At 42.0% G+C, this 16,378-nt stretch carries 8 protein-coding genes; 1 reads left to right on the plus strand and 7 read right to left on the minus strand.

Annotated elements, in window-relative coordinates; translation table 11 throughout:
- Window positions 1-37: 37 nt before the first annotated feature.
- Together AABK40_RS18085 and AABK40_RS18090 are read right to left on the minus strand one after the other, a co-directional pair.
- Window positions 38-667 carry a transposase gene (locus AABK40_RS18085; protein ID WP_338398378.1) on the minus strand — a complete coding sequence of 210 codons (630 nt, stop codon included), beginning with the start codon at window positions 665-667 and terminating at the stop codon, window positions 38-40.
- 79 nt (window positions 668-746) lie between these two features.
- Entirely contained in the window at window positions 747-1,244 is a 498-nt protein-coding gene (locus AABK40_RS18090) for a helix-turn-helix domain-containing protein (protein WP_338398630.1), read from the minus strand.
- A gap of 182 nt (window positions 1,245-1,426) precedes the next feature.
- Between AABK40_RS18090 and AABK40_RS18095 the strand changes: the two genes are divergently transcribed.
- A complete protein-coding gene (locus tag AABK40_RS18095) occupies window positions 1,427-2,860 on the plus strand; it encodes a WG repeat-containing protein (RefSeq protein ID WP_338398631.1) in 1,434 nt (477 codons plus the stop codon).
- A gap of 19 nt (window positions 2,861-2,879) precedes the next feature.
- Here AABK40_RS18095 and AABK40_RS18100 read toward each other — a convergent pair whose 3' ends face one another.
- The 5 genes from AABK40_RS18100 to AABK40_RS18120 all read right to left on the minus strand — a co-directional run bounded on the left by AABK40_RS18100 (window position 2,880) and on the right by AABK40_RS18120 (window position 16,375).
- Entirely contained in the window at window positions 2,880-5,450 is a 2,571-nt protein-coding gene (locus tag AABK40_RS18100) for a hypothetical protein (RefSeq protein WP_338398632.1), read from the minus strand.
- A gap of 8 nt (window positions 5,451-5,458) precedes the next feature.
- Window positions 5,459-6,778: an ATP-binding protein gene (locus AABK40_RS18105; RefSeq protein ID WP_338398633.1), complete on the minus strand. Its 1,320-nt coding sequence runs from the start codon at window positions 6,776-6,778 to the stop codon at window positions 5,459-5,461.
- A 295-nt stretch (window positions 6,779-7,073) separates the two neighbouring features.
- On the minus strand, window positions 7,074-8,228 hold the full coding sequence (locus tag AABK40_RS18110) for a hypothetical protein (protein ID WP_338398634.1): 1,155 nt from the start codon (window positions 8,226-8,228) through the stop codon (window positions 7,074-7,076).
- Between the two features lie 41 nt (window positions 8,229-8,269).
- Window positions 8,270-9,388, minus strand: coding sequence for a hypothetical protein (locus AABK40_RS18115; RefSeq protein WP_338398635.1), 1,119 nt, complete (start codon window positions 9,386-9,388; stop codon window positions 8,270-8,272).
- A 240-nt stretch (window positions 9,389-9,628) separates the two neighbouring features.
- Window positions 9,629-16,375, minus strand: a complete 6,747-nt coding sequence (locus AABK40_RS18120) for a T9SS type A sorting domain-containing protein (RefSeq protein ID WP_338398636.1) — start codon at window positions 16,373-16,375, stop codon at window positions 9,629-9,631.
- Window positions 16,376-16,378: the final 3 nt, after the last annotated feature.

A 16,378-nucleotide genomic window follows, 5' to 3' on the forward strand; every position in this document is an offset into this window, starting at 1 on the left:
GACAGGCTAGTGCGACAACCCTTAAATACCACACGGTTTAAAATCCGCCAAAACACCATTCAATTGGCTTCTTCCATCTTTCATTGTAATACTCAATGTAGTTGGTGATTTTTCTTTCCAAATTAGCAACCGAGTTAAATTGCCCATTGCGAATTACATGCTTCTGTAAGCGGCCAAACCAATTCTCTATTTGGTTCAACCAAGAGCAATGTTTTGGAGTATATTGAAATCTGATTTTATGGTCTTTATCCTCTAAAAATTCCATCCTAGACTTCATCGTCTTTAATATTCCACACCGGCCTTTCTTACCTAAATCACTGTCATAATTTATTTTATCAGCAATGAGCTTGACTAATGACTCTGATTTATGTGTATTAAGTTGGTCTGCAACAAAAACGATTTTTTTGTTAGGGTATTTATCGATGATCGACTCTATAAATTTACAAAAATCCTCCTCATTCCGAGTCTGTCCAAGTTGATATTTGGTGACCTCGCCGTCCATTATATTCATGCCTGCGATTAAACAGGTCGTTCCGTTCCGCTTGTATTCTGGGTCTACTCGCTTAACTTGACCGCTTTTCGCCGTGGTTATTTTTATGTTTTGTTTAGCTTGAATACCCGTCTTTTCATCCACAGAAATAGTCACAACGTCGTCTGATTGCTCCAAATAAACACTGCAAACATCAGAAACACGGTCATTATGCTCCTGTTGGTCACCTATTTTTGGATGTATCCAATATTCAGTTTTATGAGGACTTAATTCGTTTTTTTAAAAGTCGACCAACATGACTTGATGAGATTTCGATTCCCATTTTCTTCGCTTGCTCACTCAAAGACTCATGAGACCATTCAGTGATTGGAACATCATAATCTTGAGGGTCTTCACAACTCAATGTTTGCACTCGAATTTTTTCTTCGGCAGTTAAACGAGGTTTCCTTCCGCTTCTTTTAGAATCAGTTAATTGTTCATGAATAAGTCGGATAAATTCAGCGTCTCCTATTTTATTTTGGGTTTCATCTAACTCATTGATTGCCTCCCATTTGTTAAGCCATCTTTTCACTGTGTTGGGATCTGCTTTTTCAGTTTTACAAATCTCTTTAAAGCTTAACCCTTGATGAAAAAGGTAAACAAATGAGGCTCGGCGACGAATATTTGAAGGCGTCTTCCCACTACCAATAATTTTAAATAGTAGTGTCTTTTCTCGCTCCGTCAGATCAATGACAATAGATGTTTTTCTTCCCATATAGTGATTCAAGAAAAAATCATGCTAAATTTAGGGGCTGTTGCACTAGGTCAGCCCTTTCCGTTTAGTCAGCTTGTTCATGTGTTTTTACCCGACCTTAAAATAACTGCGATCACTATTTTGATTGATATTAGTATCAATAGTTGATTAAAATTTATATTTTTACTTTAAATCACATCAACATGAATCGCTACCTATTTTTCCTTATTTTTTGTATCAATATGATCACCAACACGATGGCTCAAAAGCTGAATGCTTCAGTTTACCGTTCGGAATCCAAATACCTTGCAAATTTTGAACTGGCCGATGATGTCTTGGTGCCTTACCGTGTAGGCGAGCTGTTTGGTTATATGAATAAAGATAAGGAGCTGGTGATTGAACCCCAATGGCAGGATGCCTTTCCCTTCCGACACGGCGTGGCGGCAGTAGGTAAACATTTCTATAAAAAAGGAGCATACGAGGTCGATACCACTACCCTTTATGCCCTGATCAATACCCAAGGGGAACTTTTAACGGATTATAGTTACCGTACCATTAAGCCATTTGATGCCAATGGATTAGGTAAAGCTAAACACATCAGTGGCTATTGGGGCGCCCTGAACACCATGGGGGAAGAGCAGATTCCGATGGGTTTTAAGCGAATATATTATCAACAAACGGGGATTTACAAAGTCAAATACGATGGTAAGGCGGGCTTCATTGATCAAAATGCCAAGGTGGTTTTCCCTATTGAATATGATGATGTATCCCTTTGCCGTGATTTGGATAGCTATATGGTTGAAAAAGACGGCAAACAAGCCTATTATGATGCGGACTTTAAGCCTATCACGGGCTTTGACTATAAGGCTAATCGCTTAGATGCCGGCTTTATGTTTGGCATGGCCCGTGTGCATAAAGGAGAAGAAACCATGATCATCAATAAAAAGGGGGAGGTGTTGGTCAATATCACCGAGATGGGGTATGAAAGGTGTGGTATATTAGCTAATGATTTGATTGTTGTGTCTATTGAACACCCTGATCCTAAAAATTTTGAAGACCATTATAAAACTTATAAGGGGATTATGAGGGCTTCTACTAAGGAGCTTATCGTTGATCCTAAAAAAATGGAATATTATTCGATAGGAACATTATATACCGAAGATGTAGCCCCTCCTCTTTTCATTTTCATTAATACCGATTATATGTTGGGTGATTCTCGTAGAAAATTAGGGCTTATGGATACTGAAGGAAAGATTGTCCTTCCTGCGGACTATTATTTAATTAGATCTACTTATGCAAATAATGGTATATTTTTATTAGATGGTGAAAAAGGAGGAGTATCAACCTATTTATTTAATAGTATTACTTTAAAAAGAACAGAGCCAATACCTGGTTGGTTGTTTAGGTTGTCAATGCCCTTTAATACTGGTTTAATTTTACTTAGTTATCTGGTAAAACATAAAGACAAGGAATATTATGGATTAGTGGATCTTGAGGGAAAGGTAATTATACCTCCCAAATATGATCGTTTTAAAGGCTTTGATGAACAATATTTTGCAACAGTGGGAATTTACCATGTGGTACACCATGATCAAAAATTTTATGTGGATGCTTTTGGCTATGAATACAAAAAATAAGGACTATAAAAGTATGTCCTTATTTAAAGAGCTCTTGTTCAAATAATTGGTGCATAGATTCCGGAATATCTGATTTAGGAAAATTATGGGTCAAAATGATATTCAACATATGGCTTACTTGGGATAGGAAAACCTCTCGAATATCAATATGATAGACTAATCCCCCATGAACATCTCCAAAAAGTTTAGCTTTGAGGCCACCCGCTAATTGAAAGCCGGCGGCTACCCCCGCTCCCATTTGGGTATGCAATTCAATGGATGAGAAGAAGTTATCTTTGAAAAGTTCTAAATAACGCTCATACTCGACTGTTTTCAAGAAATTATTGAATTCAGAATCCCAATTTTTATTCATCCATTCAGCAAACTCTTGGATGGCATTTGTCAATCCCTTTGCTGAAAGGTACTCTATAAAGTCTCTAACTAACCCTTTTAGTATCGATGGATCCGCCTGATACACCACCCCAAAATCTAACTCAAACTCCAAAAAAGCATCGAAGTCATAGAAATTGCTTTGATACTCCTTTTTTTGTAGGGCTTGGTTTTCTTTTTGTCGCTGTTTGATGCTATTGGCAATACGGCTTGCAGGATTCCAATCTATTAGGTGGATGCATTTTTTGATTTTGAGGTCTTTGATGAGGTTGAGTACAAAATCAATATCCAAATCATCATCATCTTCAAGGATATTTAATAACTTTTCATTCCCCTCCATCTGCGCCTCATAAGCAGCCGCCTCATAAAGATCCATATCCCCTTTGGTGGTGAAGAATAACATTTGATAATCGTCTTTGTCCTGGTCGAAGACGAATTTGATGCCCATTCCTCTTTGGAATACGGGGCCCCATTTACCCAAAAGCGGAAGGTTGACCTTCCCGTGGGCATCGGCCGCTAACTCTACGGAGACTGACATCACTTCTTTATCGATGACGATCCTTCCATCGGCTTGCGCTTTGAGTTTACGATCCCATTCCACCGCTCCGGTAATCTGTGCGCCCAATAAGGCTGAAATGTCGATATTGGCAGAACGTTTAAAGATCTCCCTTAAAGTGCTCTTTTTAGATTGATGATTTTTTGAAGGGACAACCAGATCGATCCATCGGCTGCTGAAGTTGTCTGCCATGCGCTCATCGGCATGGGAGCCTTTGGAGACAAAAGCGTCCTTTTCCTTGTCTGTGGCGGCTTTTTTGAGCCCTAAGCTACCTCCTGCATTCACTTGGCCAGCAATTCCCACGGCCAATTTTGATTTGGTTAGATAATGATGCGGATCAAGTTGACTGCCCATAAAGGCATCAAGGAAAACGCCAGTGGCGGTCCCCAATTCATGCTTTATGGAGGAAATCGCAAAAAGGGCACTCAGTACCCCCTGATGGTGAATGGGAAATTCAAATTCCGCTAATGAAAGGGCAAAGCCCTTGAGCTCGGCATTCGCTCCTGCCTGTGCACCCAAGGTGGTACCGCCTTTTTTTCCACTGCGGTTACCAATATGAAAGCCCGCACTGATGCCCGTATCTGCCCCTGCAGCCAAGCGTACATACTTTCGCAGCGCAATAGTATTTTTATCTTTTCGATAAAAGTAAGTGGCGATTTTCCCATCCACACCTACCGGAATGACAAAGGTCGCCCCTACCTCCAGGCCATAGTGCATTCCAAATCCTTCGGGCCACAATCGATCGACAAATCCCCCAACGCCTTTGGCAAATTCAGTGATTTTTTGATTTAAAGCCTTACGGTAAGAACCCGACTGTACTTTTCCCTTGAGGCTATCGGCATAGCCTTTGGAGGGAATCCAAATAAGGTAGTTAGCCCTTAAATGGAATCGGTCATAGGCCACGGCCAATGACTCCAATAAGTCCTTTTTATCTTCTAAATAGATCCCCCTGTCCATGCGGTTGGTCGGGTTGTTCAGATACATCAATACATTGGCATAGAACCGTCGGTCTTCCTGATCCTGCCCGCTCATCAAATATTGATCAATCAGGCCTTCAAGCCGATCCCCCTCCTTGATTTTATACAATTGCGCATGCTGGTCAGGCATAGGCGTTTTGGTGACCAGGTGCTGCACCTTCACATAACCGAGCTGATCTTGATACATCACTTTGGCCCAATGACGCTCATTGACCTCGATGACAAATACATGCGTCCCAAAAGGCAATTGCGCCAAGACGGTCTGTCCCTCGTCTTGAAAAAATGATGCCCCGTCAGTGGGCATAATGGCCGACCGATAATTGTTGATGCGGGAAGCGATAATATCGACCTTTTTGAGTAGGTGATGTACCAACCCTTGGGCAACATATCCCCGATACCATTGATCCGCTATTTTGATGATGACATAGCACCAAGTCTCCCCATAGCGTAGTATTTTGGCCTCGATCGGCTGCTTGCCCCATGCATTTAAATCAAGGAGTACCGCTCCATCGGGGCTACTATAAAGTTTATTTTTAGCAGGATCTGTTGTTGAAAGCAAGAGCACCTTTTTGGGTGGCACTTCTTGATGATCCCTCTTTTTTTGGGGCGTATGCAAACCGCTATCCATAGCTTCTTCTTCCGCAGAACGAATGGCTAAATCAGGTCGGCGTATGTATATTTGGGACATGTCTGTGCTTATTTTTTCATTAGTTCGTCTGAAACTCTTTTGATATCTGCCATGCCCACGGTAAATTCCTGCTTACGGATGGCCTGAAGCGCCAGGGTCTGGATGATCTGTACGATCATCGCTGCGGTAAAAGGTTTGGCCACTACGAGCGATTGAAAATTCAGCGTAGGCCCCATTTTTAATTTTTCCGGCCATAGGCTTTTCCAAAGTTGTAGCCCTTGTTCAGGCTTGGGTACACCAAAATAGATGCTCGATTGAAATCTTCGGCTAAAGGCCTCATCAAGGTTGGCCTTTAGGTTGGTGGCCAGAATGATGATGCCATCAAAATTTTCAATCGCTTGTAAAAGATAGCCGATCAGCTGGTTGTGGTGTTGGTCATTGCTATTTTGAGCGTCTTTGGCTCTGCTACCAAAAAGGGCATCTCCTTCATCAAAAAACAGGATGTAACCTTTGTCCTCGGACTTGCGCAACAAACGGGCAATATTTTCCTCTGTCTCTCCGATATACTTAGAGATAATAGCGGATAAATCCACCCGATATACGTCTCTGCCCATGGACTTGCCCAACAATGAGGCCGTCAAAGATTTTCCTGTTCCCGAAGGCCCATAAAAAACAGCTCGGTATCCCTTTTTCAGGTGTTTGCCCAATCCCCATTCTTGCGCCAAAGTCTGGTAAAAATGAATGGCATCTTTCATTTCCTGAATTTTTTCTTGGGTAATGGGGTTCAACACTAAATCCTCCCACTCCATCTGGGTTTGCAGCAAATGAGCGGGGAATTCCTTTGAATATTTCGGTTTGCGATAGCTGTTGAATAAAAAAGCATCCACATAATCCGCATTGATCAATAGTTCGGCATCCATACTGCTGCTTCCCTCATTTTTTTGGAGTGTCAGCACGCCTTTGCGGGAAAAGACATGATCGGCATCAAAATACCGATAAACTTCCAGTCTTTTGGAAAGGTCACTTCCTGCAATCAGATGGATAGCGGTTTCCCCCGTAGGTAAGAAGACATTTTTGGTAGCTGATTGCACTAATTTAAATAGTTGCCGTTGCACCGCATCTACACCATAGGTTTCTAATAGTTTTGGCTGAAGGTGAGGCGCCAAGGCCAATATTAGCACCAAACGTTCGGCATCAGAAAGCAAATGTTCACTTACAAAGTGGGCGTACACCCCCTGTCCTCGAATTTCTGGTGCTTCTGTCATGCTTAAATTCGACAATTCAGCAGCATGGCTGAGGCCGCTGTCACTTAGGCATTTTGATAACCAATTTAATTCTTCAGTTAAAAAATCAAGGTCTGTATGAGTTGATGTGATGGTCTGTTGCATAGAATGGTATGATGAGGATGGTTATTGAAGGATTCGGTCAATAATAACTTTTAAAAAGTGACTGGTGATCAGTGACTCATGACTGGTATTAAGCACTACACAAAAAAGTTGGAGGGGGATGAATAACCATGATTACCTTGATTTACATGATTACCATGATTTTTTATTGTATTAAATTTCCTGACCTGTGTGCAAATATGCTATAAATTTCATCTAAAAAATCTGTGAAATCTGCGTAATCCGTGGTCAAATCAATATCCCTTTATAATTATTATTTACTGCTTAATGTCATTATTCACCTCAAAACCCCCTCCTGATCCAGCGCATAAATCGCTATTTTGGTATTGGCATTTTCATTTTTATTATCAAAATTAACGGTCGCTAAGAACCCCGGGCCTGTGGATCGGGCAAAGAGCTTTTGGGCGTCGTCTTGCCAGTCGGAGCCGTATTGTTGTTGCCAAATCAGATTAAACTGCGCATCATATTTTTCGACCAGTGCATTTGTTTGTCGGGTGTCAAGGATCACATTTCTCAACACAAAATAATGATCTCCTACCGCCAATAGGTCTGCGGCGGTGTTGTTGGCCTCAGCAGTGAGTGTTATTTTGTTTTTTAATTGTCCTTTGGCGGTCAATTTCAGCACCACTGTCTGTTGTTGCTCCCCCTCTTTTTCTGTGGCCAGTAGCCTGATTTCGCTTGGGTGCCAATGCACTGCAACGGCTTCCAAGGTAGGCTGATCTCTGAGCGTTTGTGCCCAAAGAATCTCCCCATCGTCGTTGAGTTGTATGGTTCGGATGGTGGCTTTTCCTTCTGCTATAATATTACCAATCACTTGGTAGCCTTGCTCATTTTGGCGCATGTCAATGATTTGATCATAGGCCTGCAATTGACTGTAGCTTTGTTGCCAGAGGAGTTCACCTTGTGGGTCAAGTAAAAGGAACAAAGCCCCCTGCTGTGTGGTGGTGAGTGCATAATTGCCCGCCAGCAATAGGCCTCCATTTTCTAAAAGCTGAATTTTTTGTCCCCAAGTGGGATATGGTAGCTCCGAAGGGTACGATAAGCTTTCCAATTGGCCGGAGGTTTTATTCATTTTCCAAAGGCTCAATTGAGCCGCACGATGTTGATCTACAATGTGGCCAGTGGCAAATAAATGGGTGCTGTTCAATTGCCAGTCTGCTATATGCTGCTGGCTACTGTCGCCCCAAGTCAAGTGCCATTGCTGGTGACCAAAGGCATTGAGCTGTGTCCAATAGATGCTTTTGCCCTTGGATAAATTACCTGCAATGTATAACTGTTCGTTATCATCGGCCAGTATTCCAATGGCTTCATCTTGCCCATAATTCCCCATAAAGGTCAGAAAGTAAGGCGTATCGGGCAGCTTTAAATGCTCCTGACATGCGCTAATGGTGAGTAAGAACAGCAGGATATAATATCGTATTTTAATCTTCATAAAAATGTGGGTGTATGATCAAAAAAAATCGATCCTTGTCATTACTTTATTAGTTTCGGTTTATACACTGGTAAATAATAGGCCAACTTCAGCCATAGTTGGTGCCTGCGATAATCAGGATCTATATAGCCAAATTCATAGATCAATTGGGTATTATCGTAACGGTTTTCGGCGATATTCTCCTGCCATAAACCATAGCTAAAACCTAACTCCACGGCGACCCACCCCTTACCAAGCCAGTCTTTTTTGCGATAGCCTGCACTGGCATTCAATCGGGCCGTATGCTGTCGTCTTAAAGGGTTCAAATTGATCCCTGCTTGCTCAATATTGGCCTGAATATTACCCAGGTGATCGGTGCGAGCGACATCGGCCTTATTGATGATATGAAACACATACTCTCCTCCCAAACGACTGAAAAATTGACGAGAAGGAGCGCCGAAATTCCTTTGGATTTGCAATGGAATCACCAGGCTGCTTTGTTTTTGTTTAAATTCCAAATTAGAATAGCCCGTATAATCTCCCTGAATCTTAAAGCGATCACTTTGCTGATACGAATAGGAGTTGCTTTGATAACCAACACCTGAGTGTATCGCCCATAGGTCAGAGAGATAATATTCCATTTCGAACATGGCGCTGAAGCCTGTTTGCTGACTGTACTCCCCTGTAGATTGGGACGGGTCCGCTGATAAACTGTAAAATTGCTCTCGGACAGTAAAGGCCCTTACGGCCCCTATTGACACCCCCCAGATCAGCACTGGCCGATGCCGAAAACGCTGAAATATATTGACAAATTCTGGTGGGTCGATGGCCGTATTGAGTTTGTATTCCGGATTAAGCTGTAAAAAACGCAACAAATAGCCCTCAGCTTCAACAACCTCATTATTATATAAACTGGTGAGACATAGTAATTTATTGGCCTGTATCTGTTGTCCCTGATTAAAGCCACCATTTTGTAAGCATTGGCGCAGTAATTTGTGCACTAACTCAATGCGCCCGGCACTGAATTCCTTCTGTGCCTCCAAAAGCTTACTGGCACAATCCGAGGTCTGCCCAAAAGCCTGTGGGCTGAAGGTCAGTAGCAAGGCCAAGGCCAAAACACCATGCCTTAATTTCTTTAGACTAATTGATGCCCGATTCATATTTTTTAATTCTAATCTCATAAATTCCATTAATCTGTGGACAAATCATCCTGCTCCCATTTAGCGTTAAAACACTAAGCGCCACACAATAGGGTTGGAGGGGTGTTAATAACCATGATTACCTTGATTTACATGATTACCATGATTTTTTATTGTATTAGATTTCCTGACCTGTGTGCAAATAATCAATGAATCTCATCTAAAGAAATCTGTGTAATCTGTGGATAAAAAACACCATTCATTATTTTAAGCGTTACTGAACTAATGCCTGATCACAAGGCGCTCTGTGGTCAATAATTGTCCCTGACGACTCAATACCAATACATAAACTCCAACAGGTAAATCTGCCAATTGAATCTCATGACTTTTGGCGCCTAAGGCTGAGAATTGTCCACGGGCCACTTGAACCCCAGTCACATTATAAACTTGCCAAGCGTCTGCCCAGTCGGCCTGAGGCCATTTTACCACAAAATTACCATCATTCGGATTCGGATAAATTTGCAAAGCACCCGCCATGGCATCATTGTCCGTTGGGATCTGTGGCACCATCTCCTGTGGAATATCAAAGGTTTCCGACTGATAGATTTCATTGGACTCCATGCCTTGCACCAGCACGACCAACTGCACCCCTTCAGCAAAAGCCCAAGCCACATCCGGTTGCCAGCTCACACTGCCTTGCCAATGCCCACCTCGCTCATTCAGTAAGTTATTCAATATTACCTTTTGCCCCGAAGCATCCGGTAACATCTGTCTTACCAGCTGCTCATAAGTGTCGCCACCCGGTACCTTAAAGCTTTTGGCGACCAGTAGTGTATGCACTAATAAATGTTGATCCAGCGTATCAAAAGGCAATCCACTGCTTTGGAAAGAGAAGTCAATCGACAAGCGATGATCACCTACCTTTTCAAAATTAGCCCTACTAATCGGGTCGATCAGCACACGGGCTTGTTGCAGTTTACGCTGACTCACCGCCTGCAATCCCCAGCTTTTGGACCATACCTCATCCTGATACCAACGGCCATCTACCATCGCTCGCTCTGCCTGCGGGATTCCATAGTGCAAGCCCCTCGCTCCGGCAGGTTCCCAGGCATAATCCCACAATTTATTCTCTGACTCGTTCTGAAGCTGATAGGGATATTGTAAGAGGATCAACTCTTCCGGCGATTGCTGAACCGTCTGACGAATCGCCTCCGTCTCCTGTTTTCCATAAAAATCATGGATAAAGTGCTCCGTAACGACATGGTGGTTTCTGGAAGAAAGCTCGAAAGAAGCGATACTTACCCCCTGATAGCCTTCTTTATCATCCACTTCAGCATTAGAAGCGAACCAAAACCTGAAACGAACCTGTCCATTGCCATTTTCGATCGCTTCTTTTTTTACCTGATCCAAAGGAATGCGTGCATGAAGATTTTCCATCGTTCCTGACCAACCTTCCTTTTTCCTTTGAGCATCTTGTGGCATACTCAATACCGTTGTGTGCGAATACCAGTCTATACCTTCTTGGGTAGCCCCTACTGTTTGCCAACTGTGCCCCTCATCGGTGGTATATCTGAGCGTCAATCCATCTACCCCTTCAGCACTGTGGGTGTGCATGCGTAAGGTCAGCATGGGCAAATCAAGTTTGCTTAAATCAAAAGTAGGACTTTCCACCCAGGAATTCTCTGCGGCAAAATAGCTGTTTTGGTTATTCCCGTGCGAACCTTGATTCGTCTGCCAGCCCGCCTCATTTAAACCCCAGGAGCTCAGACTGTCAGCCGTATCCCATTGGCCGGAATGCAACCACGCCTGGGCGCCCTGATCAAATTGCACCTGATACGCTTGCTCACGTAGTGGGCGCTCCAATGGGAAAATTGGAATTTTATAGCTTACCGTATCTGTACAGCCCACCACTTCGGAAGTCAGGATCAATTTTACTTCATAAATACCTTCTTGCATATACTGCCCATATTCGAAGCGCTCCCCATTGTGATATTGCTGTTGATCGCCATTGCCAAACTGCCATTCCCAACTTTCAATTTGACGATTGGTGATTCCCACTTCAATACTTGATTGATCAATAAAATACGTTCCTTGGCCAGCCGTGAAGTTCATCACTTCAAAATCTGCTTGAGGATTGGCGCCCAACTCTACGGTGTCACTAACAGTCTGCTTACATCCGAACTCGGAGAAAGCGGTCAAGCTCACCTCATATTCATTGGCATTGAGGTAAAAATGCGCTGGATCTTTGTAAGTGCCCGAAGTATTGTTTTCAAAGCCTTCGCCAGTAACGATGGCATCAATTGGCGCATCCACCAAGCCATTATCCACAAAAAATCCATTGCCAAATTGCCACTGATAGCGGGTGATAGCGCCGCCGTATTCGGGTTTTTCCAAATCCTCCGGCATCATGGATTGGTTTACAAAATGGAAGGGCAACTGTTGATCTTGACATAAAAAATGCTTCCCATCATCGGTAGTAAAGGCTGGCAATGGCAGCGCCTTAATTTGTAGATGTGTCGATGTAGCCGCCGTACAACTGTTAGTGTCCGTTACATAAAAATAAATATCAAAATGCCCTACGGGATGCTGGGAGAATGTTTTGTTTTCTCTTCCCTCCGATAGGTAATGCGAAACGGTATCTCCTTTGGCGTCTATGGCCACATAGTCTACTGATTGAAGATGTGCCCATGCCCAGGTATTGCCCAAGTAATCAAAGGCCGCAGACTCTAATTTGATGTTCGCTGCTTCCTCTTCACAAAAAGGCTGATCAAAAGAGGCCATAGTTACTACCGGTTGATTGAAGACCTCAAAAGGAATGGTTTTGCTCAATTCACATTGACCGCCTTCGATCCACCTCGAAGCAAAATAGGTAATTTGTAAATTATATTTACCAACCAATGCAGGAACAACGGTACTTTGACCTGCTGAATCAACAGCTAAGAGGTCATCGACAATTTGCCCCTCTTGATTGGTAATGGCGATTTCAAAAAGGGATTCATCTTCCAGGATTTCACCGCCATTTTCAGATCCCCCATTCAAAAGTAACTTAGGTACAATCAGCGCTGCTTCGCCATTGAGGCAAAGCTTGCTTTTATTAAAGTCCCAAGCCAATGCCATTTCATCTTTGCGCAAATGAAGAATGTCCGTGGTATCGCTATAGTTGTAAGTCTCATTACTTAGCACCACGTAAATCTCATAGTCGCCGCTTTCATTGATGGACAAATCCGCACTTTCCAACTCCTCAAATTCGGATTCATGACCGGGTGCCTTCACAAAAAATTTCCTGTTGAGCCCGGTTTCATAAGTGCCACCATGGCCATTGGTGATCGTAAGGAATGGTCGAAGGTCTATCGTGGTATCGTCCATACAGGCATAATAACTACTGTCCCATTGAATTCTTGGCTTGCGGAAGATGATATCATTCACCGCTTTGGTCATTAACCAGCAACCGATCTGCTTTTTATTCAAATTATCATCTACCCCAGCAAGATGCTCATAGGCCAACTGTAGTTGGTATCGGCCAGAAGATGGAAAAGCAAAATTCGATAGGGTATCCTCCCCATAAGCATATCGACCGATTTCCTCCCCATCAGCTTCACTGAACACCAATACCGTTCGGCTTGAGTCATAATCAGCGATTTCGTCAAAGGTCAAAGTATCTATGCGCGCCCTAAAATTCACCACTATGCTATCTTCCGCTTCGAAATAATAGGCCGAAGGCTCCCAAGCTATCTCCTTTTTAGCTAAAGGAGATAAATTTAATTTAAGCGTTGGTCGGTTGCTGCCAGACTCCGCACCGCAACCTCCGACGAATTGTATGTCAAGTTTTTCAACCTGAGCAGCTGGGTAACTGAAATTTTCACCACTGTTTACCTGTTGGCTTTGTGTATCATTAATGGTCCAGATGGTGGGGTAGTCTGCATTTTCTACATCAAAAATCAGATCGCTCACTCCTGCGCAATATTGTAATTTTTGGGTTTCTGTATTGGAATCAGATCCATATTGTAAACCATTTAAACTCACTATGGGGCGAGGTACGCCACTTCGGATATTTATCTTCTTCTTAAAAACATCTGAACATCCCGAATAATTATAATGGATAATTATTTCTACTATGGCTTCTTCTTCTCCTTCTGGTAAAACATCTTCAAAATTAAGCTTGTAAGTTCTAATTTGAGTTTCAGGATCTACTTCCTCATCAACCTTTATATTGTTTCCCCAAATATTTTGCCCCGACCATTTCGCCTCAATAATAGAGATGTCGAAAAATCGGTGAAAATTCCATTCAACTTCCTGAGTGGAGCAATAATCGGTAGCAATTTGACTGAAATCAATATAGTCAGTTGTTGTATAGTTTAACTTTTGTCTAATATATTTTCCTTCATGATAGAGGGAATACTCCATATCTAAAGTATTAATATGGCCATCTAAATTAATGATAAATTGGGTATAGTAATATAAATCATCTGGGTAGATAGGCGGCGGAACAGAGGATCCGAAAACCCAAGTACTCTCATTGCTATACCGATGTGTTTTTACATATCCTCTTAATCTATCTGAGACATATCGTGTAAACTCTGTATTTATCTTCCTTTGATCATAATAAAGATCTTTTTCCTCTGGGTTGTCAACATTTTCATTAGTGAAAAAATAAGCACCCAAGATGCTCGAAGACATCCTATAGATTTCAGTTCTGTAAGCTAAAAGGATTTCATATTTAGCACGTTCAATCTCAATATCAGTTGGTTTATAATTTAAAACATATTGCTCGACTTGAGAATAAAGCTGTTCTTTATTTATGCTTATGGAGGAAGGAAAATTGGTAACATTCTCTTTGATAAGCGTCGGGCCTTTACTTTCGTTACACAAAAAATCATTGGCGAAAATATCGGCTACAACTCTAAAGTTCAAAGCGGTTTCTGCCACACAACCATTCTCTAAATTCACGGCTTTAATATCCACTTTCACATCGGCGCCATTTGATGTACTCAGCTGTGAAGGATTGAAATAATATACCCCATTTTTGAGGATTACCCCAGGGCCATCGGCCTGTAACACGACCTCATTAGGATTAATAGCTGTGTAGCCATCAAAATGAACATCTGAAAAAATGACAATGTCTTGGTCCAATGACCCATTATAGGAAAAGATTTCATTTTTGGGTGTCAAGGCTACGCCTGTTCCCACATTTAAGGGGTACGAGCCACCCTCAATAGCACATCCATTATATTGTGGTTGGAGGGTATATTCCCCGGACTCCAAACCTTGAAGTACAATTTCCGAACCTGTAATCGTTGGATTCCTCACTTCATTTTTTTCTTGATCTAAGACTTGTAGGCTATATTTGTTACCTGTACCTTTTGCATCAATGGATACCCTAATATCATTGCCTTGACAGGTGGGGTTAGGTGCATAGCTAATATAACAATAAGGCACTGCATAGTTGATTGTTGCATTGGAGGAAATATTTTTGGAAACTCCTGCTATCGTTAGGCTTTCAATCAAATTAACCCTACCTGCTGAGGGTAATGAAGACTGATCAGCTTTTATTTTAATATTCCTTATGATTAATTCATTCCCTCCTTCATTGGGTTTTAGGGTTAATTGATCATCATTGATAGTGATGTCATTTCCTTTATTCGAATTAATATTATCTCCCTCGAATAGATAGCCAGTGGGTAATAAAAAGACAATATCATTATTTTCCGCAAAACTACCTTTCAAGGTTAAATCTCCTATGCTCACCGAAGAACAGCCGATAAGATCGGGAATGCGGTTCTCTGTACTGATCTCGTAACTGTCATTGGCAATGGTAATGGTAAAGTCCTGACTCTTTTTATCCTCGCCATCTACAGTATTATCATTTATGAAATCTAAAAAAGAAACGGTTAAGGCGAAAGTTGCCGAGGAACCAGTCTCCAAACGCGCAGGATAACCTTGTAACTTTTTGTTGCTATCGTCCCATTCCAGCCAGTTGGGTAAGTTTGCAAACTGATAATACACCTCCCCATCGATAGGCCCATTAATAGTAAACTCATGCTGAAAAAATTGCTTTTGCTGAGCCACTAATTCGGTTGCTCCGCCAATATTCGGTTGAATATGCACCTGCAAATTAGCCGTTACCCCTTCATTAGTATCTTCACCTCCCAAATTATTCCTATACAACTCAATAGACACCTCCCGAGGGTTATCCGCTGGATAAGCATTGCCACTATAGGCGTACTGCAAGTTTTGGAAGACGTGATTATATACTGACACCGGCGCATAGCCTTCAATGGTTAGTGTGCCCGCATCATTTGTTATAGTGAGTGGGTAGATATTGTTTGAAGGGAGGGTTTCTTCCCATTGATCGCCACTTTCGAAATCAGCAATGGAAAATACCATTTTGTGGATTAGGGTGTTGGGTGCGTTTGAAGGGGCTTTAATGGTATCCGCCAAAAAGGGTTGATAATCTTCTTCATAAATATAGGATAAAGAGTGTTCATCAGGCCAGGGAGTATTTTCATCTGTATTGAAAGTAAATTTATCAGAGGGTTCATCTGAGGAAATGATGCTGATTGAAAAGATTTGATCTGTTTTTGACCAAACATCCCCTTTTGCTACATCAAAGCCGAAAGTCAGGGAGTTACCTTCCTCAAAAGTTTCATTTACCGTAGAAAACACCAACCGTCCTACATTGATGTCTGCTTGCGTCCAGGTATTGACATGCTCATCAGCATTAAATACAGGATCTACATTATCGGATGGCAAAACCCGCTTCCATTGGTATTTACCTTCCCCGTCAGATACCAATAGAAACAGTTCACCGTATTTTTCTTCGCCCTCTAATTTGGGGCGAGTTTGAAGCGTATAAATATAATTTGCAGGGTCTTGAACAGACGAACCATTTTGGGTAATCTTAAAATTTCCATCATCAAAAAAATTTTGACTTGAGGGATAAGAACTTAAGCTCTTATTTACCAATCCTTGAGCAAAACTATTACCATATATACTTGCCCATGCCAAACAAAAAAATATAATACGCTTCATGAT

This window comes from Persicobacter psychrovividus (genome assembly GCF_036492425.1).
Taxonomy (GTDB): Bacteria; Bacteroidota; Bacteroidia; order Cytophagales; family Cyclobacteriaceae; genus Persicobacter; species Persicobacter psychrovividus.

Bases quoted from the DNA above. Each gene is read 5' to 3' on its own strand.
- AABK40_RS18090 (WP_338398630.1), bottom strand. From the start codon at position 1,244: ATGGGAAGAAAAACATCTATTGTCATTGATCTGACGGAGCGAGAAAAG.
- AABK40_RS18095 (WP_338398631.1), top strand. From the start codon at position 1,427: ATGAATCGCTACCTATTTTTCCTTATTTTTTGTATCAATATGATCACC.
- AABK40_RS18100 (WP_338398632.1), bottom strand. From the start codon at position 5,450: ATGTCCCAAATATACATACGCCGACCTGATTTAGCCATTCGTTCTGCG.
- AABK40_RS18105 (WP_338398633.1), bottom strand. From the start codon at position 6,778: ATGCAACAGACCATCACATCAACTCATACAGACCTTGATTTTTTAACT.
- AABK40_RS18110 (WP_338398634.1), bottom strand. From the start codon at position 8,228: ATGAAGATTAAAATACGATATTATATCCTGCTGTTCTTACTCACCATT.
- AABK40_RS18115 (WP_338398635.1), bottom strand. From the start codon at position 9,388: ATGAGATTAGAATTAAAAAATATGAATCGGGCATCAATTAGTCTAAAG.
- AABK40_RS18120 (WP_338398636.1), bottom strand. From the start codon at position 16,375: ATGAAGCGTATTATATTTTTTTGTTTGGCATGGGCAAGTATATATGGT.